Below are 24,664 nucleotides of genomic sequence, written 5' to 3' on the forward strand. Positions count from 1 at the left end.
AATAGCTTTGTTGGTAATAAAGAACTTTAAGGTTTTATCTACTAATACAAGCGTTTGACCTATAATTTATAAATCTTCCGTTACTTCTACGTCTTCTTCTGTCTCTTCTTCTAATACAGCTTCTTCTTCTAGCATTTCATCTTGTGCTTGTGCTTGTGGCTGCAGCGCATCTTCTGGATTTTGCATAGCCGCTTTTTGCATAGCCGCTTGTTGTAATGGCATGGCATCTTGCATAGACGCTTGCTCAGCTTGTAGCTCAGTGGTCATCGGCTGTTGGCTAGCGCTATTGTTAACACTGACCTTTGATCTTGAGATAGTTTGAGTTTCGCTAATTTGAATTGGATTAGCTTGATTGGCTACTGACTTACTACTGGTGTTTTCGCTTGCAGGCTCAAGTGTGGTTGCAGCAACCGCCGTTTGCTTTTCTGCTGCTGCTTTATCAGCAGGTGCTGCCATAGCCAAACTTGGGATAGTGAGTGCAGCGCCAATGAGTAGCGATAAAGATAAAGTACTTTTTTTCATGAATTAATTCCTTAATTTATAGTCTTATCATGTCAGTTCAAAGCATTTCAAACTTGACGCTTATTTTGCGTGCTGTATATAACAGAGGTATATAACAGCCAAATATCGAGATTTATTTAATATTTTGAATCTATATATTTAATATAACTAACATCTAATTTTTAGGAAAAATAAAATCATGATAACCAGTAAGCGATTATCATGATCGATTTGGATAAAGAGTTTTATAAGCCCAATTAAAGCAGTTATAAAAATCTAGAGGGGAGAATACCAACTAAACAAGCGTTGATTCAGTAGTACATAAATTAAAAGTCTAACAGATGGATGTTTATAGGTGACTTTGTGCAACTACTGTATGGTTATTGTCAGATAAAAAATAAGCCGAAAAAAGATAGGCAATAAAAAAGCCGCCTCTTATTACTAAGAGGCGGTCATTACTATATTAGTTAAAATTACATGACTTTGGTTTTAATCATGAATGTTATTAAGCGTCGACCACTTCAAAGCTAAGACCAGCGTGCGCTTCTAAACGCGTTAATAAGCTATCGCCCATGGCGGAGGCGGGCGTCCAAAAACCGCCACCAACCTCTTCTTTGTTAATATCCTGTGCTAAGCATAATGCTGCTTGTGCCAACATGCGCGAGGTGCTGCCATAACCAGGATCTTTGTCACCGGTGACTTTGGTATTGATGCTATCTTTATCGGCGGTCTGGCCAAATAGACGAATATCAAAATAGCCATTTTCTTGGTCTTCTTTAGAAGGACCCGAGCCTGATTTGGGCAATACGTGCTTAGATAAAAGCTCGCGGCTTGGCGTAATCATCATGGCAGTGGCAAAACCTAATAAGCCTGCACTCATCGCATAGCTCGATAGTTTGCCTTTAAGGCCATCTTTCATCCACATCGCTTCGTCATACTTAAAGTTGCGACCATATTCATAGCCCAGCAATTGGTTACTGCGATGCACGATGCGAGTATTGATGCTTGCCATCACAAAGGGGGCTAACCAGCGTTTATGCTCGTCATCGTATTCTGGCTTACTGACATTGGCTTGGCGCACGTTTGGCGCATCTTTATCATCATTGAGTAAATAAGGATTTGCTACTTGCTTACGGCGGGATTTATCTTGACCGACTTCTTCAAAGATAGTCGCCATAGAGGCAATCGTGCCGCCCGATAAGCCGCCTTTTGCTGCTTTGACGCGCATATGAATCACATCACAGGCGCTGCCAAATTTTTCTTCTGCTTGCTGCTGGGTAAAGTAAACGCCCAAATCTGATGGGATAGAGTCAAAACCACATGAGTTGACGATACGCGCGCCGCTTTGCTTTGCCGTATCCTGATACTTATCCATCATGTCTTTAATAAAGATGGCTTCACCGGTCAGATCGACATAATCAGTGCCATTTTCCGCGCAAGATTTAATCAAAGGCTCGCCATATTTTAGATAAGGGCCAACGGTTGAGATAATAACTTGGGTTTGCTTGGTCATTTTATCGAGACTCGCTGCATCGTGGCTATTAGCAATGATAATATCGACTTTGCTAGCAAGTTTAGATTGCAGCTCATTGAGTTTTTCTTCATCACGACCGGCTATCGCCCAAGTAAAGTTTGCGCCATTTTTATCTTTAGCATTCGATAAAAACTCTGTTAGATAGTGTGCTGTAATCTGTCCAACAAAGCTGGTTGCTCCATAAAGAACCACTGCATAAGGGCGTTTGTCGCTAGAAGTGGATGGCTTATCATTTGCTGCATTGCTAGGGTTTGAAGTATCCGTATTCATATTTATCTTCCTTATTAGGTCGTTGTTGTTAGATGTTGTCTGTTAAACGCTTATTATGAAACGCTTGTTCTAAAAATACAAAGTAGGACATTAAGGTTTAAAAGTACTGCCAATTTTCTCATAAAAATAGCTGAGTGTAAGCAAACGTTCACTATCTCTACACATAAGTCTTCAAAAGCCAAGTAAAAACTGCAAAATGGTAAGATTTGCTACAAAGTTTACATAACCTATCGACATTATTACCAAAATGAACGTTTTCTACAGCCAATCATTGCTAATCTATATTCGTAAGCCGTTCAGTATTAAAACAAAAAGTAAAATATTGGATGATGAAGACTATTAAGGTAAGACGATTTAACTGATAAAGGGATTGTTGGTGTTTACCAAAGCGGTCTTAGTATTTCGTTCTAAACTATTATTTGAGGAGAATTATTATGTTTCGTTGGGCTATTATTTTTGCTGTAATCGCGTTAATTGCAAGTTTCCTAGGATTCGGCGGTGTTGCTGGCCTATCTGCAAACTTTGCCTATATTCTACTAGCCATTGCTGTGATTCTATTCATTGTCGCATTTGTTAGTCGCCGTATGTAATAGAGAACAGTGACTGCTTAGATTTTAAGTATTCATGCTCATAACAAGAAAAAGTCCTCAATAGAGGACTTTTTTATGGTCAAAATTTAAGTACTTTCAAAAGTTAAGTGCTTTCAAATGCTGTATGCGCTCTGGACTATATTGTTAAATGCTAAATGCTAAATGCTAAATGCTAAAAGGTTTTAGGCTGGATGATATGCTCCATCCGTTTTGCCAAACGAACATCATGGCTAGTAATGCCGCCGGTATCACCAGTAGTCAGGCGAACTTCGACCACATTATAGGTATTACTCCATTCAGGATGATGTTCGAGCGCTTCCGCATGAAAAGCTGCTTGATTCATAAAGCTCATGGCTTCAACAAAATCGCCAAAGTGGTAGGTTTTTACGATAGCATTACCATCGCGCTGCCAGCCTGGCAGTTCTTCCAACTGCAAATCAACTTGTTGATTAGATAAACTACTCATGGTGATATCCTTTATTATTATAGTGGAGGGTTTGATGACAAGATTGCTGTCTAGGAACTGTTTTATGCTAATTACTTTATGATAGCCGTCTTATGTTAACGACTGATAACTGATATAAGTAGTAAACAAGATTAGCCGTCAATAATATAAGCAGTATAGGGCAAAAAACCCACCTATTTCTAATCTCTTATTATATATTTGTAGGCAAAAATATAATAAAGAACATCAGATAAATAGGAGGGTAGTAATAGATTATTAATGCTTATAATATCGTAAGGTTGTAGCGATAAATAACAAGCGCTTTTAACGCGCAATTTTTATTTTATAGCATCGCTCTAGTCATAAAGCCTTAATGATTGCCTGAGCTTACTGACTCATCTTAGATTAAAGCAAGTCCTGATATTCAGGGTGCTTATCAATATATGAAGCCACAAAAGAGCATTGTGGCACGACTTTTTTATTATTATCACGTGCATAATTTAAGGCGTGTTTGACCAAGGCTGAACCGACACCGCGACCGCCCAATTCTTGCGGAACGATAGTATGGTCGTAGACCAATTTATCATCACGCTCTTGATAGCTGATATATCCGGTATGACCATCGATTGAGGTCTCAAAACGCTTTGCTTGCTCGTCATGGGTGATATCTACTGGTTTGCTATTATCATTACTCATAAAAAATCTCCGTTATTAATATTTATAATTGTTCGTAGCTAGTGCTTTTACGCTTATTAATTTAATGGTAGTTATTAATCTGTGCTTATTAAACTTGTACTTGCTAATTTGTATGACTAAGCTATTTTTTATCAAGTTAGCTCTTATCATTAGTATCTTAATTAGTGGCTTACTCTGCTTATTGTGGGCTTTTTTAAGCGAAGTTTCTAGTCATCAACCGTAAGGCTAGATAGGGTAAATGTTAATAGATTTACTTTACCTTAAACATTGCTGCAAGGGTTTGTAATGAATGGGTTTTTAAGAAAAGTTTTAGCGTAGATAGTTAATAAAACGGGCTGCTATCAGCAAAAAGACCGCAAAAAAAGTTAAAAGGCGCAAAACGACAGGTAAAACAGCCTGTTAGCTTGCAGGGGTTGCGCCACAATGCGATAATGGCAGACAATTTATAACCCTGATTTTTGAGGCGCAGTCCATTTGGCATTATTGCTGAATAGGGTTTGTCAGCCTCGTCTATGCAGTCTATCGGAGTGTTAATGGCTCAATATATTTACACGATGAACAACGTGTCAAAACTTGTTCCACCTAAGCGTGAAATCTTAAAGAACATCAACCTATCGTTTTTCCCTGGCGCCAAAATCGGTGTCCTAGGTATCAACGGTTCAGGTAAATCAACCTTGCTACGCATCATGGCGGGCGTGGACACGGAATTTAGTGGTGAAGCACGCGCGCAAACTGGCACCAAAATTGGTTATTTGCCGCAGGAACCACAGCTTGACGACAGCAAAGACGTCCGTGGTAACGTTGAAGACGGTATGCGTGAAGCGTTAGATGCGCTTGCTCGTTTAGATGCTATTTATGCAGAATATGCTGAGCCTGATGCAGACTTTGATAAGCTTGCTGAAGAACAAGGCAAGATGGAAGATATCATTCAAGCATGGGATGCGCATAACTTAAATACCCAGCTAGAAAAAGCCGCTGATGCATTGCGTCTGCCACCATGGGATGCTGATGTTAGCAAACTATCAGGTGGTGAAAAACGCCGTGTGGCACTATGCCGCCTGCTATTGTCACGTCCGGATATGCTATTACTAGACGAACCGACTAACCATTTGGACGCTGAGTCCGTTGCATGGTTAGAGCAGTTCTTACAGAACTACAGCGGTACCATCGTTGCCATTACCCATGACCGTTATTTCTTGGATAACGTTGCTCAGTGGATTTTGGAGCTTGACCGTGGCCATGGCTATCCGTACGAAGGCAACTATACTGAGTGGCTCGAGCAAAAGAACACGCGTTTAGAGCAGCAGAATAAGCAAGAAGAATCGTTTGCTAAAGCACTGAAAAAAGAGCTTGATTGGATTCGTAAAAACCAAAAAGGCCAACAAGCCAAGTCTAAATCTCGTGTCCAGCGCTTTGAAGAATTGAACTCGCAAGAGTTCCAAAAACGTAACGAGACCTCTGAGATTTATATTCCACCGGGTCCTCGTTTAGGTAATAAAGTCATCGAAGTCAACGATATTTCTAAATCGTTTGGCGATCGTTTGCTTTATGAAAACCTTAGCTTTAACGTGCCAGCGGGCGCTATAGTCGGTATTATCGGTCCAAATGGTGCGGGTAAAACCACGCTATTTAACATGATTACCGAACGTGATACGCCAGATACTGGTTCAGTCGAATTGGGTGAAAGTGTCAAAGTCGCTTATGTTGGTCAGGTACGTGACAACTTAGATGACAGTAAAACCGTTTGGGAAGAAGTATCTGACGGCCTAGATATCATCACGGTTGGCGACTATACCACGCCAAGCCGCGCTTATATCGGGCGCTTTAACTTTAAAGGCTCAGACCAGCAAAAGCACGTTGGTCAATTATCAGGTGGTGAGCGTAACCGCTTGCAGCTTGCTAAGACGCTAAAACAAGGTGCCAACGTCTTGCTCCTTGATGAACCATCAAACGATTTGGATATCGAAACCTTACGTGCACTAGAGGATGCGATTCAAGTATTCCCAGGTACCGTTATGGTCGTGTCGCATGATCGCTGGTTCCTTGACCGTATCGCAACCCATATCTTGGCATTTGAAGATGAAGGCCCAGTTTGGTTCGATGGTAACTATTCTGAGTTTGAAACCTATCGCAAAAAGACCATGGGTGATGACGCCAGTCCTAAGCGCATGAAGTATAAAAAGATTAGTACCTAGGACATCTACCTAAGGTAGCTATTTAACAGCTGATAAAAAATTGGCTGTTTAGAAATTTAAAATTGATATAAAAAAGACCTCTAATTGATTAGAGGTCTTTTTTTTTGCTAAATGATTGAATTTAGCTGGCTATAAATTAACGTTTGCGACCAAATTTACGCTGCTTCTTATTACTAATCTCAGTAATGGCGTGGGCAATCTCTTCTTCATTGAGGCTGGCAACTTGCTGTAAAATTTGCATCATATCAGGACTTAATACATATTTTGCATGATGGGCAATAAGGTCGATACGCTGATCAAAGGTTAAGATGCCCGTTTCTTCATCCTTCTGCAAGTAGTCAAGACGAGTCAAGGCACTGATAAAGCTGGTAAATAAAGCACGGTCAAAGAAATCAGGAATATCATCGGCATACAATACCGACAAACGCTGTCCAAGCAGATGACAGAGGTCAACGACTTCATTTTCGGTCAGATTGCCTGAACCTTGCTGGGCAAGTAAAGCAAGGGTCATAAAGTAACGCTCAAGGCTTTGTTCAACAGGCGTCGCCAGCACTTGTAGCTGCTGATAGCATTTACTATTTGTCTCAGGGACGCTCAGCATGCCATCGCTCAATTCTACAATCAGGCCATTTGCCAGCAGACTATCGACTTTTTTGTTGAGCGTTTCTGTCAGACCGTGGGCTGGATAGTATAAGAACAGCTCACTTTGAAGGAACGGATATAATTGTTCGGCAATGCTATTTAGACGACTGCGTTCGATGCGACCATTACGTGCTACCAAGGCCGATAGGAATGATAATAAAATAAAGACATGCAGGATATTGTTACGGAAATAACTAAGCAAGGCAGCTTGCTTACCGGCAATCTGAATAATATCACCCAAGATATGCGGTCTACGCTCGATAAGCTTCAGCTTAATACCATAATCGATGATTTGCTGCGGCGACATATCGGTGATGACGGTATCAGCTGAGTAAGGTAGCTGCTGAGCCAGACCTTGATATAGGGCAATTTGCTCACGGCAAATATCTTCGTCAAGCGCCGATTTCGGTGCGGATAATAATACCAACGACAATAGTGATACAGGGGTGATAACCGCTGCTTTATTAATATGCTGCATGACTTTGACGCCGATATTATCGACCATGGCGCTGGCTTTATCATCGAGCGCGGTATCGGTGCGATCGGCAGGCAGACTATTGGCTGGTACGTCAAATTTTTGCATAAAGTCGCTAAGATGCAGCGGTGTGCCAAAGCTTAGATGTACATTGCCAAAGATACGCTCAATCTTACGCCCAACTTTCAATAAGCCTATTAATGATTCAGACTCTTTTGGTTTGCCTTTTAGCTCACCGACATAGGTGCCGCCTTCCATGATGCGCTCGTAACCAATATAAGTCGGTATAAATACCACCGGCTTCTCAGAGTGACGTAATTGACTATGGACAGTCATCGCCAGCATACCCATTTTTGGCGGTAATAAGCGTCCTGAACGCGAGCGTCCGCCCTCGATAAAGTACTCAATCGGCGTGTTACGAGTAATCAGCGTATGCATATATTCACGGAGTACCGCGGTATAAAGTGCATTGCCACGGAAGCTACGACGAATATAAAAGGCAACCGCACCGCGCAATAACGGCCCTAATACTGGCACATCTAAATTGTCACCAGCGGCAACATAAGGAATGCTCAGGCCACGCTTATAGATGACATAAGACAGCAACAGGTAGTCGACATGGCTACGGTGACAAGGTACATAAACCAGCTCGTAATCTGCTGCCAGCTCGCGTACACGCTCAAAGTGATGCACTTCGACGCCATCATAAAGTTGCGTCCATAGCCAAGTAAGGAACTTATAAAAACCGCGCACGATAGAGTGCGAATAGTCATTAACCATCTCATTGGCATAGCCTTTTGCCAAGGCACGGGCTTCACGGACGCTGATACCAGAGGCCTCAGCTTCGGCTTCTATGGCGTTCTTGATGGCTGGCGAATATACCAATTTATCGACCAAGTTACGTCTGTCTGACAAATCAGGGCCAAGCATACTGGCACGCTGCTTGTCTAAATAGATATTAAGCTGTTGTTGCAACGAGCGCACCAGTTCACGGTTGCCATCGGCTGCGGCAACCATGGCATAGCTTGGCGCTTCGTCGACTTCATTTGTGATACTGTTGCTATTCTTTGCAGCGCTGTCATTTAGAATATTAGCTGTTAATTCGCTATCTTCTAAAGCACCTTCTGTTAATAAAGTATCTTGTGCAAGACTGTCTCTTAAATCGCCGGCTACTGAATCAAAGACAGAGAATCCTTCGCCATCGCCTTTCAGGCTATCATTGATAAGGGTACGCAAATCTTGCGGTGGATGGAATTGGACAAAGGTATCGCGTCCCATCACGCCGATATTAAATAGCTGCTTGGTGATACTGGGGTCTTGCCAGTTGTCAGCAGTCAAAAGCTTAAATAACGAGTCTTCTTTTTCTGGCGCGCGTCCCCACAGGATGGAGACTGGTACCAAACGCACCTTTAATTCTGGATATTGTAAAACGGCAGAGACCAAGCGCGATAGGCGAGGTGACAGCTGGCTGTCTTTGGCATGCGGATGATGTAAAAATATAATCGCCGCGTTTTCTTTAATATCGTGGGCAATATCTTGTACCCCGACCAATGCGGGTGGCAGATTATGCTCTTGTGTTTGCAGGTCAATCAAAATACTGTTGGAGCGCGAATAGTCTTGCAGCACATAAAATCTGAGAATGTTGTCGTCGTCATCAAACTCAGGTAATTCGCCCAATAGCTTTGGCTTGACGGCAACATCAAGCATCTGCCCCGAGAGCTTACGATATAGCTGATTAATCGGGGCATTAGAATAAGGCTTTGGCACGACTGGGCTGATAGCGCTGTCTAAGTCTTTAGTAGTTGCCGTGTCGCCAGTCGTTACGGGCGCTTTAAAAATCCGTTTTTTTAAGAACTTCAGTATCATAATGAGTATCAAAATTAGTCAAATGTGTTGCGCTTATGATGCCATAAAAGCCATCAAAGCGATATATGGTGTCTGTATATACTGTTAATATTAACAATATCACCAGAGAATATATCAGCTAAGATAGCTATTAAGAGGCGCAATTACTTGAAGTCATAGGTAGAAATATCAACCATTTCGCGCAATACTATATCTGCTAAACTAGCGATAAGATTAAGCCAGAATTAAAATGAAATCGTACATTGTTGTTTAAATCTTTTTAAAATTTATTCTCTACCCTTTCTTTATCGAAGCTAAAACATTATGACGCCTGCTATCAAACTTGCCAAACAACATCACCTTGATTATAAATTACACGAATATACTCACGACAGTAATGCTGCGTCTTTTGGTTTGGAAGCCGCTGAAAAACTGGCCATTGCTGCCGAGCGTGTGTTTAAAACCTTGGTGGTCACAACTGATACTGGCGTGCTGGCGGTGGCTATCTTACCCGTGGATAGAACCTTAAATTTCAAAAAAATGGCTAAGGCGCTATCTGCTCATAAAATGCTGCCCTGCAAAAAAGTGCAAATGGCCGACCCCAAGCAAGTCGAACGAACTACCGGCTATGTGCTCGGCGGTGTCAGTCCTTTAGGTCAAAAAAAGCGCTTAGCGACTCTCATACATGCCTCGGCGCAAGAGCAAAGTAGTATCTATGTCAGTGGCGGTCGCCGAGGTTTGGAGATTGAACTGCCGCCTGAGCAATTGGCAACCACCCTTGCGGCGCGCTTTGCAGATATTGTCGATGATTAGTGTTTAACAAGTTTTGCTACTTTTTTAAGGATTTTAACTATGCCGCATTTAACCATTCAAGTAACGCCAAATGTCACGATTGCTCATGAAGCGTCATTTCTTAAAGCATTAAATCAAGCATTATGGGACAGTGGGCATTTTGCTAAGCCCGCTGATATCAAAGCGCGTATCGTACCGATTGAGACGTTTTTGGTTGGTATTGCAGACGATGAGCAAGTTAATGGTTTTGTTTATGCGTATCTAAAGATAATGAGCGGTCGTGACGAGGTCATACGCCATCAGCTCGCCGAGTTATTAACGGCTGCTATAGAAGAGGCATTAGATACCGAGCAATCAGGGCGCGTAGGCATACAAATCTGTGTTGAGGTGGAAGAAATCAGCGCGATTTATCATAAGAAAATGCTTGATGACTAATGGCTGCTTATGAGTGCTTACGAGTATTTACTACGCGCTTTTCCGTCGCTAGTATATCGTTAGTATTTTGATAAACTTATAAAGACTTGCATAAGGATTCACTGGCATATTTAGGCAATATCATCACCTCAACCTTATAACCTGCCGTTTTACCTTGAGTGGCCATTAGATTGCGCGCGATACGTAAGCGATATTCTCCGGTTGCAGGTAAGCAGCCTTGATAAATGATACCGCCTTTGGTGCCATCTTGCGTACCGTTTGGCATATGCAATACCCCGACATTGGCCGTCTCAGGCGTGCCCGCAAGTGGCGCAATATTAATAATGGCATATTGCCTGCTGCTGGCATCAAAGCGATACCAGCGTTCGTTTTCATTGGGTTTTAATTTACCAGTCACCGTACTACTGATAGCCCCTTTTGCGAAATGAATAGGGCTGTCGCTACTTTTAGCCAACGCACTATTTGCGCTAACGCCTATCAATGTGGCACTAAGCAACAGTGTTTTTATCACTCGTGCGCTTAATAAAGTAGTTTTTTTGTTAATGGCAAACATCATCGTCTCCTAACTAAGTTTATTCGCTGTAGTCTATTCGATGTAAAACCGAAGCAAACTGCTGGTGGGATAAGTTTTTTGTAGCCTCTGTCACGCTTGCGAACAGCAAGCAAGAAAAATTTATCCTGATAGCACGAGGATAATAACGTATTGACTGTATTTTGAATTGACTGTATTTCTAGCTTTAGTATTTCCAGTTCTAGTACTTTCTAACTTTCAGTTAAGCATAAAAAAGCGCCTAAATAATAGGCGCTTTTCTTATTAATTATTAACCAATTAATCAGTCAATTAATGCGTTTGCAATCTTAGTCATAATTTTAATCTAAGAAAGCAAAGTTCTCAATCTTCATCGCTGTCATGCTATCGCTTGGTGCGACCATGGCCTCAGCGTGACCTGAAGTACGTGGCAACAGTTTATCGAAATAGAATTCAGCGGTTTGGATTTTGGCTTTATAGAATTCTGGAGACTCAGTGCCGCCATTTTTAAGCTTGTCATAAGCGACAGCCGCCATACGCGCCCAGTGATAACCCATCATTACATAGCCTGAGTACATCAAGAAATCGTCTGAAGCCGCTGAGATGATTTCACGGTCTTTACGTGCCATCAGCATCAAGCGTACCGTCAAAGTGTTCCACTCAGCACATAGTTTGGTCAGTGCCCAAACGAATTTACGCATGTCTTTATCAAGCGCGTACTCGCCACACCATTTCATGATGCTTGAGGTGTAATCACGGATGATTTTACCTTTAGACTGCAAGATAACCTTACGACCTAGCAAATCAAGCGCTTGGACGCCAGTGGTACCTTCGTACATAGTGGCGATACGAGCATCACGAGCGATAAGCTCCATGCCCCATTCTTTGATATAGCCGTGACCACCGTAGATTTGCTGACCGTGTTTTGCCGCTTCAATACCAAGCTCAGTTAAGAAGCCTTTTAGGATAGGCGTGTAGAAGCCTAGTTTATCATCCCATTTTTCAAACTCAGCATCATCACCGTTGGCAACGCCTTGCGACATTTTATCGGCATAGCGCGCTGAGTGATAAATCATCGAGCGACCACCTTCAGCAAAGGCTTTTTGGGTCAATAGCATACGACGAACGTCAGCATGATGAATGATCGCATCAGCAACTTTTTCAGGGTCTTTGGTACCTGATAAGGTACGCATAGAACGACGGTCTTTTGCGTATGGTAGGGCGTTTTGGAAAGACAGCTCAGTGTGCGCCAACCCTTGGATACCAGTACCGATACGGGCGGTGTTCATAAAGGTGAACATGGCTTTTAGGCCTTTGTTTGGCTCACCGATTAAGTAACCAACCGCGTCATCAAAGTTTAAAACACAGGTTGATGATGAGTTGATACCCATTTTGTGTTCAATAGAACCACAAGCCACGCCGTTACGCTCGCCTGATTCGCCTTCAGCAGTTGGCAAGAATTTTGGTACGATAAATAGTGAGATACCGCGTGTGCCTTCTGGCGCATTTGGTAGACGGGCTAAAACGATATGGACGATGTTATCGGTTAAGTCATGCTCACCGCTTGAGATGAAAATCTTTGTACCGCTAATTTTATAAGTACCGTCATCTTGCGGGATAGCTTTTGATTTAACTTGTCCCAAATCGGTACCACACTGTGGCTCAGTCAAACACATGGTACCGGCCCAAGTGCCTTCGACCAATTTAGGTAAGTAAGTCGCTTTTTGCTCGTCCGTACCATACTGTAGTAAAGTATTGATACAACCCGTTGATAGACCAGGATACATCGCCCATGGCCAGTTAGCCGTACCAATCATCTCAGCTTTAATAAGGTTGATTGACATCGGTAAGTTCATACCGCCGTACTCTTCAGGGTACGAGATACCTTGCCAGCCGCCTTCAACGAACTGATCATAAGCTTCTTTAAAGCCTTTTGGCGTGGTGACCACACCATTTTCGAAATGACAGCCTTCTGCATCTGCTGGCTGATAAAGTGGTGCAAGGACGTTTTCGGCAAAATCGGCCATGCCCTGCAAAATCATATCGACCGTTTCAGGGTCAGCGTTTTCGCCATTGTCTAGGCTTTTATAGTGTGTTTGGTAATCAAAAACATCATTGATCAAAAACTTGATATCACGCAAAGGTGCTTTGTAAGTTAACATAGTCGCTCTCTTTGATTATTTCGTTAGCATAATTCGTTAGCACAGACTGAGGACTCGCTACTTGAGCCACGGTTCATGTAAACGGCAGTTTAATTATTTGGGATAAAAGTAGACAATATCACAGGTCGTCGTTTAGGTTTATTAAGAACAGCTTGTCCATTTTGATAACCATTAAGGCGTCCTTGATAAAAAACAGCTGTTGTAGCATTGAGCTCAGTATAAATCTTCTATAGCCACAAATATACAACTAATAACTAATATTCATTATTAGATAATAAAAACAAAACATTTGGTTATAAATGTAGAATATTGTTTTGAATGAGCCTTTTTATTTTGAACTGTCTATAACTCGTATAATGTGGTTTAAAGATAGATGATAGTAGCAAAAATATTTAAGAATATGATTTACATGAATGAATAAGATGAATGATGAATGAATAAAGGAAAGCCAATTATGAGCGCATCAAAGCGCAAGGCAACGCCAGCATTTTGGCTAACAGCACTATTTGCTCGGCTAAAAAGTCTTATCGACGGTGAGCTTAATCACTTGCTAACGGTCAATCGTAGCAAGCGCCCGTGGCATATGCCAATTATCGCCGCGATTGCGATTAGCTTCCCGGTGTTTACGGGTGCTTACTTTGACGCCTTACCTTCCGGTATCAAGGCATCTTTGGGGGCGATGGTGATTTTAAATACCCCGCTAGTGGGTAAGCTGCCGTATCGCTTGGTGACGGTGATGGCGTGGGGCTTTGCCATGTCGCTGTGTTTTGCCCTCGGCTTGATAGCGCAGCAGATTCCAATATTAAAATTGCCGATATTTACCTTGATGGCTTTTGGTATTGTTATTTTTGGGCGTTATTATCGCCAGCCGCCGCCCGCAGGCTTGTTCGTGATGATGGCGGGGGCGATTGCGCTATTTATACCGCTGCCCTTAGAAGACATTATGCCCGCCACGGGACTGGTGATGCTCGGTAGTGGTTTTGCCTTAGTGATGTCGCTGCTATATTCGCTGTTTTTATTAGCGACGCGTCCGGCAACCCCAACGCCCACTTATAGTTATGAGCCCGATACCATTAATGAAAGTATTATTGTCGCCGGTTTTGTCAGCTTAGCGTTACTTCTCGCCATCACGCTACAACTATCCAATCCGTATTGGGCGGCGGTTAGCTGCTTTTTGATTGTCCAAGGTATCCATTTGCGTACCATGTGGATTAAACAAATCCATCGCTTGCTTGGGACGATATTAGGTGTTGGGCTGGCGGGTTGGATGCTCTCATGGGGCTTATCGATATGGGGTGTGGCGCTGGCGATATTGGGCTTGATGCTCTGTATCGAAACATTGGTCGACCGCCATTATGGCTTAGCCGTGATATTTATTACGCCGCTGACGATATTTATTGCTGAATACGGCAGTGGTTTACCCTTTACTGAGCAAGCCTATCAAGAAGTTATTTTGGCGCGTTTGTTTGATACTATTATTGGTTGCTTGGTCGGCCTAAGCGGCGGGGTAGTGATACATTCTACCAATTTACGGGTGCCAATGCGCCGGATGGAAAATTGGTTACTGGCGCGTTTTGGCTAAATAAATACCTTTATAAAAGAAGATATACATGATTAAAAAAGGCCGTATAAGTAATATTTATACGACCTTTTTAATCGTCACATTTAATACCTTCAATACTTTAAAAACGTTTAAAAATAGCAATCAAAGTGCTTGTAAGGTTTTAGTGACTTTTACCACATCAATCGTATGTCCCGTCCAGCGCTCAAAACTTAACGCCGCTTGCCCGATAAGCATGCCATAACCGTCTGATGTTTGTGCGCCGCGCTTGGCAAAATGCTGTAAAAACGGCAAAGCGCGTCCATACATCATATCGTAAGCATAATGACCGCTGAGCTCGTCGCTAAGTGGCAGCGTATCGCCCGATAAACCAATCGAGGTGGCATTGATGATGATATCAAACGTGCCGCTTAATTCATCAGTGCTACAGGTTTTAATCTGCTGCTGAGCAATCGTCTCACTTGCTGCGCTCAGCTCGTTGACCAAGTTTGTCGCCTTGCTCAATGTGCGATTGGCAAGGGTGAGATCGCTGATACCGGCTTCAATCAATGGCAGTATAACGCCGCGCGCCGCGCCGCCTGCGCCGATAAGCGCCACGCGTGCGCCCTTTAGTGGCCAGCCCAAGCTTGTGATGTGATTGACCAAGCCTTGGCCATCAGTATTATCGCCATATATGGCTTCAGCTATCGGCGTGCCAGTTTCTAACAGTGCTTTATTCAGCAGCAATGTATTGACTGCGCCAGCGACCTTGGCGTGCTCAGATAAGCCGCCACGCGCCACGCAGCAATCATAAGCAACTTGTTTAAAAGGGACGGTCACATTGGCACCGACGCCGCCGCCCTGAAAAAACGCCTCAATCACCGCCGTAAAACTCGCCGCATCATCAGGACAATACTGACGTTGATAGCTAATCTCGATACCTGCCTGCGCTGCAAATTGCGTATGGATTTCAGGGGATTTGCTGTGGGCAATTGGATTGCCGATAACGATAAAATGCTGGGTCATAAAAGGTCCGCTGGCTAGAAGGGGCAAAATAGTGAAAGAGGCAAAACAGTGACAAAATTAACAGGCGATAATTTATAAAAAATAGATAACCCATTTATCATAAGGGATAACGCTATCTTTGACAAACTTGTGCTGCGCCAATAAATCGTGAAATAAAGAGTGTTTTTACCTCGTGAGGTCTTTAACAAATCTGTACTCTGTGGGAGTGCTATCCGTAACGTAAAGGGTGGTCAAGTGTTAAGCAGTTGGGTAAACTAGGGAGCATTAAGGTTTCAGGCTGCCCTAGTTATTGTGGACAAGCCATGATAAAAAAGCCATTGTGAACAAGCCAATGAATTGTAGAAGTGTAAAAGCAAGATAAGAAAATATAAGAATATGAGAAAAAGCCAGTTGCTAAAAAAGCGCGTATCAACAGGTTAATAATAAAACGTATCACGATACAATCTTAACAGACATTGTTCATTATCAGCGGCATCGCTGTCCGCTCGTTAATACCATTTTCAGACCTTTATAAAAGTGTGAGTAAATTGCCCATGTGGAATAATAGCCTACAGACCCTTATGGTCAGTACGATAATGGCAGTTGGCGTGTCTTTGAGCGCCTGTGATAGCAACAAAGAGAGCGTCACAATTGAAGACGCCAGCGCTGAGAAGAGCGAGCAGACCGTCGCTGAGACGACTAAAGAAGAAAATACCACCGCGCACGCTGACTTAGATGGCGCAACTGCCCAGCAAGGTACGCCAGTAAAATATGATGTCGCCTCATGGGGCACGGGCAAAGTAAAAACCCTCAACGTCGATGAGCTGAGCGAGATAAAATCGGCGTTTGGTAAAGTGGTCAGCACCGATGAAAACAGCTTAGATTATGCCAGTAATCCGGCGTCCAAATATCGCTTTATGAAGGCCGATGCGCCGTATTTAGACTTGATTGATTCTGAAAAATATCTCGAGCTTGGCTGGTATTTTGCCAATCCGACAGACTCCGATAATGAAAAAAAGCTTAGTAAAAACCATGCCAAAAAGTCTTATCAGCTGGCGCGCCAATTGATGGGTGATGAAGGCGGTAAGCTGGTCGCTGATATGCTCAACGGTCAAATCGTCAAAAATAAAGTCATCGGCGGTCAAAAAGTAGAGTTGGCAAAATGCGAGTTTTATAGCTGTATGCTGGTGATTAATAAATCCGCTGCTCAAACCGCTGATAAATAAGCGGGGCTAGCCTTGATGTCGCCCAATAGCTGGATATGCTTACATGCATCAAACGCTACGACAGATGCTGCAAAGCTCGCTATGTCATTAGACAATCGCGGGCTGGCATATGGCGATGGTTTTTTTACCACTATGGGCGTGATTGATGGACAGATATTGTGGTTGGACCATCATCAGCAGCGCCTAGTCTCCCATGCGACAGCCTTACAACTGCAGCTGGACAGCGACGCATTATTAACAATATTAAAAATGCATGCCAAGCAATTACAGCAAGGTATGCTAAAACTTATCGTGACGCGTGCTGCCCAAGAAGTTCGCGGTTATGGTTATACACCAAGCAAATCCGGCAGTGCTTGCGAGATTTGGCTGAAATCCTCGCCAATGAGTATTGCTACCGCGCAATCGCTGTCTCTGCCTAATGGGCAATTCATTCCGCTACAACCTACCGCCACCGCCATTTGCTTGTCTTCTCAAATTGCTTGCCTACCGCCACCGCTAGCTGGATTAAAAAGCTTAAATCGTTTGGATAATGTGCTGGCAAGCGGCGAGCTGCACGCTATCAAAGCCAAAGCATTGGAAGACAATATCAAACCAAGCATCGGCGAAGGTCTGCTACGCGATATGAGCGGACACTGGATTGAGGGAACGATGAGCAATGTGTTCTATCAGCTATCCGATTCACGCTTGCTAGAATCACCATCATCAGAGATAAACGATACCGTTAACGCTAATAAAGGCAACGCTGAAAAAAATAAGTCTAATAAAGGCAACACTAATAAAGACAAAGCAAACTATTTAACCCAAGGTCAATGGTATACGCCATCAATGGCGCAATCGGGCGTCGCAGGGGTAATGCGGCAAGTCATTATCAATGGGTTATCGACTAGCAATAACCCCGTTATCATCAGGTCGTTACAAGATGAGGATTTACCCCATTTAAGCCAGCTGTTCTTTTGCAACGCGCTACGCGGTATTATGCCAATGACCAGTCTGGCTTTATTATCGGGTGAAGTGGTAAGTTTTGAAGCGATTTAACCGTATTTAAAAATATTAAATTTGGTGTCAATTAAGTTATCAGGATATAAAACAATATCTTCATTGCGATACAGTTCTTGCGCTTTTAATAGTGCTTCTTGCTCGTTTTCTGCGCTAATTTCCACGAGGTTACTTAGCGTCTCGACAATCTCTATCTGAAAGACTTTCTCCACTTTCTTATCGCTTTTTATCATCACTATTCTCAATACACGCTTATCAAAATTTCTTGAGGATTTATATCCGCTAGCTTAGCAAAGGTGCTTAAAAAGAAGTGATCGTCTTTTGTGACAAAGACTTGTGCGCTCAGGCAAATCGATCAATGATATTTTCTCAATCATAAAGGTTCAATAGCGCCTTTTAAAGGGAGAGATATCGATGCGTCTAATTTATGAAGAAAGCAGAATTCCAATACAAATTCGTCGCTTGATGGTTTTTGATGAAATTAGCAAAAGAACAACCTGATGAAATTATTCATTTATCGCCTTATACCCAATTATCGCTCGGCGTTATGTATTTAAAAGACTTTAAGAGATTTATTGCCTTTGGCGGTGTGTTTGAGTATGCAGAAACACAAGAAGAAGTTATCGAGCAACGTATTAAAGTCTTTCCTAATGATGAACCAGTAAGGCGTGCGTTAACGGTCAATTTAAAGCAGTTTACTAAGCCTGCTCGCACATCATTGCAGCTAGTATGGCATTGGAATAACTATGTTAAAAATAGAATGCAAGCTTATGTAGATTATCGGGAAGAGCACTTTTTTAAAATAAATGATGAAATTGATTGGGAGTATCCACCGCATAAGTTTCATGACCGTTTAGTTGCAACGGCACGTTTACCATTATGGGACGATAGAGATGAGCTGATAGCTGATGTCTATCGCGATAAGAAAGGGCAACCGAGAGCTGAGCGTTATAATGAAAAGCGTTTAATATAATTTGCGATAGCGCCCACGACCGGTAAATTCAATAATGCCTTTATCGCGTAATACTTGTAATTGCTGACGGATTTTATCTTTAATATGGTTGTTTTCAGGATGTTTGAGTTTTAATAAGTCGGCAAACGCATAAACCTGATTGAGAGAGAAATTAGCATCGAGTTTATCGATACACTGCCAAATATCTAACGTCCAACCGCGTGTCTGCTGTGATTGCTGACGCAGAAACAAAGTTTTTTGAAATTGCTCAGTGACATCATCGCGTGGTATGACTTGCTGGTCTTTGACCAAAAATACTTTTCCCGATTCAGGTACTTTACGCAAATCAATATTACAGCCAACCCAGCCGGCACGTTTGGCAGTGAGGGATAAAGGCTTGCGTTTTATAATCATGTCCGGCTTAAAGAACTGTTTGGGAATGATTAAAAAGTTATTCACGCTCAATGCTTGAGAATACGTTAAAAAGAAAAAGTTTGGATTGTTGTCGCTGTTGATACGTTCAATCATGGTGTCATAAGCGCCATCATTAATAATCTGACTTAATTTTGCCTTTTTACTTTTTAGCTCATATTCCTCACTGCAATGTCTGCAATAAAAATCAGCAACAGGCTTGCCGTTTGTAAATTCAGCCAATGGTTCGGCATTACAATTAGGGCAATAACTTTGTTTAGCGACCCAATCTTCACTAAGCACTCTAATGATTTGGCTTGGTGACTGATAGTTTTTGGCAAGACTTTGATTGAAATTTAGATTCATAATAAGTTTTCGTGACCAATGGGCAAGCGGGGAAATAATAATAAAAGAGGATGAATATTAAGCCATCACTCTCAAGCCAAATAGTAAGTTAATCGATAAGCTAAGCAAATACCATTGAAAATCACCCAGTTCAGTGCTAAATTCTAGCAAACTTCTGCCTCGCGAGTTGCCATGAGCAAGCCAACCCCTGAAATACCGCCTGAACGTCCTGATGAGCCACCAATAAACGACCATGACGGCACAGCTGATCAGCCTGTCGATACCACATCGTTGGACAAAAAACCCGTCGTTGACGACGTTACCACAGAAGAAGTACCGGCGACGGATATCTCGCTCATTAGCGGTGATAATAAACCGCGCCACTATAAAGCCGATAATCCGTCGTTTTTTATGCAGCGCGGCTATCAGGTATTACTGGTGCTTGGGCTGATTGCAGCGTTTTTTTTGGTGATGGTTTATCAGACGTTGTTTGGACGTATTGAGCAGCCGCAGCAGATGGTGACGATTGAGGCGGGTCAGACGTATTATGGGCTACTGCCGCAGTGGCAACAGCAGATACCGCTGTTTTCTGCCAGCGTGGCTAAGCTGTATATCAAATCACAAGTCGATGGTCCGCTGCATGCTGGTATTTACCAATTACCAGAAAACCCGACCTTTGCTGAAACGCTGCACGTGCTTGGGCAAGGGGTAAAGGCGGCGATGGTAAAAGTGCAAATCATCGAAGGCAAAACCTCAAAAGATTTATATCAGGCGCTACGTGATAATAAAGGCATCAAAAAAGAAGTGCTGATTGATGAGAGTGGTAATGATAGAGACAATGCCGGTATTGCGCAGGCCTTGGATTTGGTTGGAATCTTGCCAGATTCGGTGGTCAATAGTAATGACCCTATCGTCAATCACAATCTTGAAGGTTGGTTTGCCCCTGATACTTATTATTATGGTGAAGGGAGCACGGATAAGCAGGTACTGACCGACTTGTATAAGCGCCAGCAGCAAGCATTGACCAAGGCGTGGGAGAATCGTGCCCCTAACTTACCTTATAACAGTCCATACGAAGCGTTAGTGATGGCGTCGATTATCGAAAAAGAAACCAGTGTGGCAGAAGAGCGTCCTTTGGTATCGGCGGTATTTAATAATCGTTTGAATAAAAGTATGCGCTTGCAGACCGATCCGACCATTATTTATGGTATGGGTAGCCGTTATGAAGGCAATATTCGCCGCAAAGACATCGACGAAAAGACGGCTTATAATACCTATCAAATCGATGGTTTACCGCCTACGCCAATTGCGCTGCCATCTGCGGCCTCTATTGAAGCAACCTTGCATCCTGCCGATAGCGAAGCGTTATATTTTGTGGCGACCGGTAACGGCGGGCACAAATTTACCAATAGCTTAAATGAGCATAACCAAGCGGTCAGAGAATATCTGAGCGTCATGCGTCAGAAGAAAGCACAAACGCCGCCGCCGTAATTTAGTCCTCTATATTTCCAAAAACCTATCGTGTACTGAGCGTTATGTCGTTATGTAGTTATATAGCTATTTATATAACTATCTATCTAACTGCATAACGCTCATCAATGACATAAGGTCATATCATGTCAGCATTACCAGAAGAAAAATCATCGCAAGTAAACGCGCCTAGCCACTCTATTAATCCAGCGTCTACTAATACAGCGTCCATTCAAGGGCGCTTTATTAGCTTTGAAGGTACTGAAGGCGTTGGCAAGACCACCGCTATCGAGCAACTTTGCAACCATTTGCAAGCAAAGGGCATCGATTATCTGCGAACTCGCGAGCCGGGCGGTAGTCCGTTTGCTGAGCAATTACGTGCTATTTTGCTAGACCCTGATACCACAATTAACGATGATACTGAGCTGCTACTCATGTTTGCCGCGCGCTGTGACCATTTGCAGCAAGTGATTTTACCAGCGCTGCAACGCGGTACTTGGGTGATATGTGACCGCTTTACCGATTCGACCGTTGCCTACCAAGGTTTTGGGCGTGCGCATGGTGATAGTGCTGTACGCGCTAAAATTGAGTCGCTTATCCGTCAGTTTGTCGTACAGTTACCAGAGCTAACTTTGTGGTTGGATTTGCCAGTATTAGAAGGGATGGCGCGCGCCAATAAACGCAGCGCCGCTGACCGTTTTGAGCAGCAAGCGACGGAGTTTTTTACTAGAGTGCATCAAGGGTTTAGTGTCCTTGCCAGCGAGCAGCCTGAGCGTATCCAGCGTATTGATGCGTCAGGTAGCGCCGAGGAAGTCAGTCAACGTATCTGGCAAACCGTTCAGGAAAAATTTGCATTAGTTTGATGTTGTTTTAAAGCGAACAGATTAATACTATTTAGCATTATTATTGTTAGCCTACAGCAATTAAGCAAAAAGCCCCAACTGCTGAGTTGGGGCTTTTATAGTTTATGGGAAATTTTTAAAAACTGCGCTAGTCTTTATTTATATCAATGCTATCAAGGTTATCGCCACTGGAGTCGGGTAAACGATTGGGGTCAAGCGCGCCTTTTTTGGTTTTTGGTGCGCTGCCATTACCATTGGTATTGCTAGAGGTCTTGGTTTTCGAAGTTGCGGTCGAATTATCCGACATTACTCCTTTAGTTTTATGAGCATTGGTAACGTTAGTAGAATTAGCAGCGCCAGTAGCATCAGACTCTGCCGTTTGAGTATCTGTTTTTTTAGCATTAACCTCTAATGCTTGAGTTTTATTAGGCGTATGCGTAACAGTATCGGACTGATTTTCTTGCGCAGCTTTTATATCAGTATCCTTTGTGACCTCATTATCTACTTCTTTCGCCGTTGCTGAGGTAGATTCCGGCATTGTGGATTCATTACTAGCATCCGTGAGCTCTGTTTCTTGACGCTTTTCAGGCGCTTTCGAGCTCGACTCAAAGCTGGCATCTGCCGCCGCCCGTGCTTGTTCTTGTTTCGGTGTTACGTCGACCGGTTTTGGTTGCACTTCATCGTCAACGACCAATGAAATCAGCTTACGATCACGTGGTACCGTGCCATCAAAATTATCGGTAATCACGTGTAGCTTACCTTCTTTGTCGACCGTATAAAGCGGCACAAATTGCTTATTATCAGCCTTATATTGCTCAAAGCTATAGCTATCCGTGATATTGGTGATTTTAATACGCGCTTTTTTCGACAGCATACTGGCAAGCTTGGTATAAGTGACATCTTTGCCAAATAACCACTGCGAATGAAAGTTGCCTTGCTTATCATCGCGCTCACTTTTGACTTTTTCATCACTAAATTTAAGGCGATACAGTTTGCGCTCGCCGAACTCATGACGATAATGAATCTCGGACAAGGTATTCATCTCTTTATCCATACTCATGGCAAACAGGCGCCCAATACCGATAAGGTCTAAGTGATGGTCGGCATGGTCAGAGATGGGGTTGCCAAAGTAGGTACGCAGACCGCTCATGCGCGCGCGGGCAATATTGGTGTAGTTATTGTGGGCGACGATGACATCAAAACCTTGATCTTTTAAAGAGGTCGCCACCAATAAGGCGATAGGATTGGAGCCAACGACCAAGATACCGTTGGTTTCAGGCTCACGTACGCCCAAGAAATTACCAACCATTTTTGCACCTAAACCCTGAATCATTACCGTACCAATAATGACGAGGAAGACCAAGGGTACTAGCAGCTCAACGCCCTGAATATCATACTCTTGCAAGCGAATGGCAAATAAGGATGAGATAGCAGCGGCAACGATACCGCGTGGGCCAATCCAGCTAATCATCAGCTTTTCATTGGTTTTTAGATTGGAGCCAATAGACGACGCCCATACTGATAAAGGACGTGCGACAAACATCACAATAGCCAGCAGCACCAGTCCAGCAAAGCCAACGCTCAGCAAACTTTCAAGCTCAACACGGGCAGCAAGAATGATAAATAATACCGATACCAATAAAATGGTCAGCGATTCATTAAACTCTAAAATTGTCTCACGTGGGAATTTTGGCCAGTTAGCCAGCGCCACCCCAAGTACGGTGACCGTTAATAAGCCAGACTCGTGTTCTAAATGGTTGGAGATAGAAAACAGTAGCAGCACAAAGGCAAGGGTAAAGACATTGCGCAAAAACTCAGGAATCATATGGCGACGCATTAAAAATGCCAATGCCCACGCGCCCGCTAAGCCCATCGCTACTGCCAATACCACAATTTTAGCAAACAGCAAGATACTACTGGCTTCACCGCCTGAGATGATATATTCATAGACCAATACCACCGCAATCGCGCCGATAGGGTCGATGATAATACCTTCCCATTTCAAAATGTTAGAAATGGTTTTATTGGGACGCACGCTGCGCAGTAACGGCATAATGACCGTTGGGCCAGTCACACAGACCAGCGCACCGAATAGCAAAGCAATCAAGGGGTCGACATCAAACAACAGGTAAGTCGATAGCGCCACAATCGCAATGGTAATAAGCACGCCGACCGATACCAGCATCTGTACCACAGAGCCGTGCTGTTTAATCTCATCAAACTCTAAAGTCAGCGAGCCTTCAAATAAAATAATCGCCACGCCCAACGAGATAAAAGGGAACATCAGCTCGCCGAGCACCAAGTCAGGGTCAAAAGCGCCCAATATCGGGCCAACAATAATACCAATCAGTAATAAAAACAAAATGGACGGTTGCTTTAAATACCAAGCCAACCATTGGGCGGCGATGCCAAGCCCAACCACGCCGGATAACAATAGGGCGGTATCCATAAATTAATCCTTTTATAATCTTGTCATATTTTATATCTATTAAGAGGCGTGCCACAGGCTATAGACGCTGCTGTCATAAGCTGTGGCAAAATTCGCCTTCATGAGCTGTCGCATATAAATCAAAGTATCAATCAGTAACGTCAATGGCAGCATGAGCCATAGCATTGCTCAAAACAAAGTGAGATATGATATATATACGATATCGCAGTAAAGACAAAAGCTTTCCCAGATTAGTAAGCATAATCTAAAAAAGCAAAAGATGAAAAATAAGGTGATGATAGCCAATCTGATAACCTAATGACCTACAAAAATTAACT

21 protein-coding genes are annotated in these 24,664 nt (G+C 43.1%); 10 read left to right on the plus strand and 11 right to left on the minus strand.

What is annotated here, in order from left to right; translation table 11 throughout:
* Positions 1–66: 66 nt before the first annotated feature.
* Entirely contained in the window at positions 67–522 is a 456-nt protein-coding gene (locus tag B3Q63_RS11575) for a hypothetical protein (protein ID WP_296176873.1), read from the minus strand.
* A 484-nt stretch (positions 523–1,006) separates the two neighbouring features.
* The gene (locus B3Q63_RS11580; protein ID WP_296176876.1) at positions 1,007–2,305 is read right to left on the minus strand and encodes a saccharopine dehydrogenase family protein; all 1,299 of its coding nucleotides are present in this window, start codon (positions 2,303–2,305) and stop codon (positions 1,007–1,009) included.
* A 434-nt stretch (positions 2,306–2,739) separates the two neighbouring features.
* Here B3Q63_RS11580 and B3Q63_RS11585 point away from each other — a divergent pair, with 434 nt between their 5' ends.
* Positions 2,740–2,895, plus strand: coding sequence for a DUF1328 domain-containing protein (locus tag B3Q63_RS11585; protein ID WP_068407724.1), 156 nt, complete (start codon positions 2,740–2,742; stop codon positions 2,893–2,895).
* A gap of 172 nt (positions 2,896–3,067) precedes the next feature.
* Here the strand turns inward: B3Q63_RS11585 and B3Q63_RS11590 are convergent, their stop codons facing one another.
* Positions 3,068–3,361 (minus strand): 4a-hydroxytetrahydrobiopterin dehydratase, encoded by a 294-nt coding sequence (locus tag B3Q63_RS11590; RefSeq protein WP_183619515.1) that lies wholly within the window; start codon positions 3,359–3,361, stop codon positions 3,068–3,070.
* A gap of 384 nt (positions 3,362–3,745) precedes the next feature.
* On the minus strand, positions 3,746–4,036 hold the full coding sequence (locus B3Q63_RS11595) for a GNAT family N-acetyltransferase (protein ID WP_201565939.1): 291 nt from the start codon (positions 4,034–4,036) through the stop codon (positions 3,746–3,748).
* 533 nt (positions 4,037–4,569) lie between these two features.
* On the opposite strand from B3Q63_RS11595, the gene ettA reads away from it, so the two are divergent.
* On the plus strand, positions 4,570–6,231 hold the full coding sequence (gene ettA, locus B3Q63_RS11600; RefSeq protein WP_201565938.1) for an energy-dependent translational throttle protein EttA: 1,662 nt from the start codon (positions 4,570–4,572) through the stop codon (positions 6,229–6,231).
* Positions 6,232–6,367: 136 nt separating this feature from the next.
* On the opposite strand, the gene plsB is transcribed toward ettA, so the two are convergent.
* Positions 6,368–9,214 (minus strand): glycerol-3-phosphate 1-O-acyltransferase PlsB, encoded by a 2,847-nt coding sequence (gene plsB / locus B3Q63_RS11605; RefSeq protein ID WP_296176887.1) that lies wholly within the window; start codon positions 9,212–9,214, stop codon positions 6,368–6,370.
* Positions 9,215–9,517: 303 nt separating this feature from the next.
* Here plsB and ybaK point away from each other — a divergent pair, with 303 nt between their 5' ends.
* Together ybaK and B3Q63_RS11615 are read left to right on the plus strand one after the other, a co-directional pair.
* On the plus strand, positions 9,518–10,006 hold the full coding sequence (gene ybaK, locus B3Q63_RS11610) for a Cys-tRNA(Pro) deacylase (RefSeq protein ID WP_296176890.1): 489 nt from the start codon (positions 9,518–9,520) through the stop codon (positions 10,004–10,006).
* A gap of 39 nt (positions 10,007–10,045) precedes the next feature.
* Positions 10,046–10,420 carry a 5-carboxymethyl-2-hydroxymuconate Delta-isomerase gene (locus tag B3Q63_RS11615; protein ID WP_296176893.1) on the plus strand — a complete coding sequence of 125 codons (375 nt, stop codon included), beginning with the start codon at positions 10,046–10,048 and terminating at the stop codon, positions 10,418–10,420.
* A gap of 76 nt (positions 10,421–10,496) precedes the next feature.
* On the opposite strand, the gene B3Q63_RS11620 is transcribed toward B3Q63_RS11615, so the two are convergent.
* Positions 10,497–10,973 (minus strand): hypothetical protein, encoded by a 477-nt coding sequence (locus B3Q63_RS11620; RefSeq protein ID WP_296176895.1) that lies wholly within the window; start codon positions 10,971–10,973, stop codon positions 10,497–10,499.
* Between the two features lie 317 nt (positions 10,974–11,290).
* The gene (locus tag B3Q63_RS11625) at positions 11,291–13,111 is read right to left on the minus strand and encodes an acyl-CoA dehydrogenase C-terminal domain-containing protein (protein ID WP_296176898.1); all 1,821 of its coding nucleotides are present in this window, start codon (positions 13,109–13,111) and stop codon (positions 11,291–11,293) included.
* 454 nt (positions 13,112–13,565) lie between these two features.
* Here B3Q63_RS11625 and B3Q63_RS11630 point away from each other — a divergent pair, with 454 nt between their 5' ends.
* Positions 13,566–14,693, plus strand: a complete 1,128-nt coding sequence (locus B3Q63_RS11630) for an FUSC family protein (RefSeq protein WP_296176901.1) — start codon at positions 13,566–13,568, stop codon at positions 14,691–14,693.
* 123 nt (positions 14,694–14,816) lie between these two features.
* Here the strand turns inward: B3Q63_RS11630 and aroE are convergent, their stop codons facing one another.
* Entirely contained in the window at positions 14,817–15,677 is an 861-nt protein-coding gene (gene aroE / locus B3Q63_RS11635) for a shikimate dehydrogenase (RefSeq protein WP_296176903.1), read from the minus strand.
* Between the two features lie 533 nt (positions 15,678–16,210).
* Here aroE and B3Q63_RS11640 point away from each other — a divergent pair.
* Both B3Q63_RS11640 and B3Q63_RS11645 read left to right on the plus strand, forming a co-directional pair.
* Positions 16,211–16,882 (plus strand): hypothetical protein, encoded by a 672-nt coding sequence (locus tag B3Q63_RS11640; RefSeq protein WP_201624469.1) that lies wholly within the window; start codon positions 16,211–16,213, stop codon positions 16,880–16,882.
* A gap of 15 nt (positions 16,883–16,897) precedes the next feature.
* Positions 16,898–17,917: an aminotransferase class IV gene (locus B3Q63_RS11645; RefSeq protein ID WP_296176905.1), complete on the plus strand. Its 1,020-nt coding sequence runs from the start codon at positions 16,898–16,900 to the stop codon at positions 17,915–17,917.
* On the opposite strand, the gene B3Q63_RS11650 is transcribed toward B3Q63_RS11645, so the two are convergent.
* The gene (locus B3Q63_RS11650) at positions 17,914–18,111 is read right to left on the minus strand and encodes a DpnD/PcfM family protein (RefSeq protein ID WP_227673547.1); all 198 of its coding nucleotides are present in this window, start codon (positions 18,109–18,111) and stop codon (positions 17,914–17,916) included. The genes B3Q63_RS11645 and B3Q63_RS11650 overlap by 4 nt on opposite strands.
* Positions 18,112–18,353: 242 nt before the next feature.
* Here B3Q63_RS11650 and B3Q63_RS11655 point away from each other — a divergent pair, with 242 nt between their 5' ends.
* The gene (locus B3Q63_RS11655) at positions 18,354–18,851 is read left to right on the plus strand and encodes a hypothetical protein (RefSeq protein ID WP_296176909.1); all 498 of its coding nucleotides are present in this window, start codon (positions 18,354–18,356) and stop codon (positions 18,849–18,851) included.
* On the opposite strand, the gene B3Q63_RS11660 is transcribed toward B3Q63_RS11655, so the two are convergent.
* Complete coding sequence (locus B3Q63_RS11660; RefSeq protein WP_296176912.1) at positions 18,843–19,607, minus strand: DpnI domain-containing protein; 765 nt, start codon at positions 19,605–19,607, stop codon at positions 18,843–18,845. The genes B3Q63_RS11655 and B3Q63_RS11660 overlap by 9 nt on opposite strands.
* A 171-nt stretch (positions 19,608–19,778) precedes the next feature.
* Between B3Q63_RS11660 and mltG the strand changes: the two genes are divergently transcribed.
* Together mltG and tmk are read left to right on the plus strand one after the other, a co-directional pair.
* Positions 19,779–21,077 carry an endolytic transglycosylase MltG gene (mltG, locus tag B3Q63_RS11665; protein WP_296176914.1) on the plus strand — a complete coding sequence of 433 codons (1,299 nt, stop codon included), beginning with the start codon at positions 19,779–19,781 and terminating at the stop codon, positions 21,075–21,077.
* 209 nt (positions 21,078–21,286) lie between these two features.
* A complete protein-coding gene (gene tmk, locus B3Q63_RS11670) occupies positions 21,287–21,919 on the plus strand; it encodes a dTMP kinase (RefSeq protein ID WP_296177055.1) in 633 nt (210 codons plus the stop codon).
* 127 nt (positions 21,920–22,046) lie between these two features.
* On the opposite strand, the gene B3Q63_RS11675 is transcribed toward tmk, so the two are convergent.
* Complete coding sequence (locus B3Q63_RS11675) at positions 22,047–24,347, minus strand: cation:proton antiporter (RefSeq protein WP_296176916.1); 2,301 nt, start codon at positions 24,345–24,347, stop codon at positions 22,047–22,049.
* Positions 24,348–24,664: the final 317 nt, after the last annotated feature.

The organism is Psychrobacter sp. UBA2769 (genome assembly GCF_002352555.1).
In the GTDB taxonomy this organism is placed as follows: domain Bacteria; phylum Pseudomonadota; class Gammaproteobacteria; order Pseudomonadales; family Moraxellaceae; genus Psychrobacter; species Psychrobacter maritimus.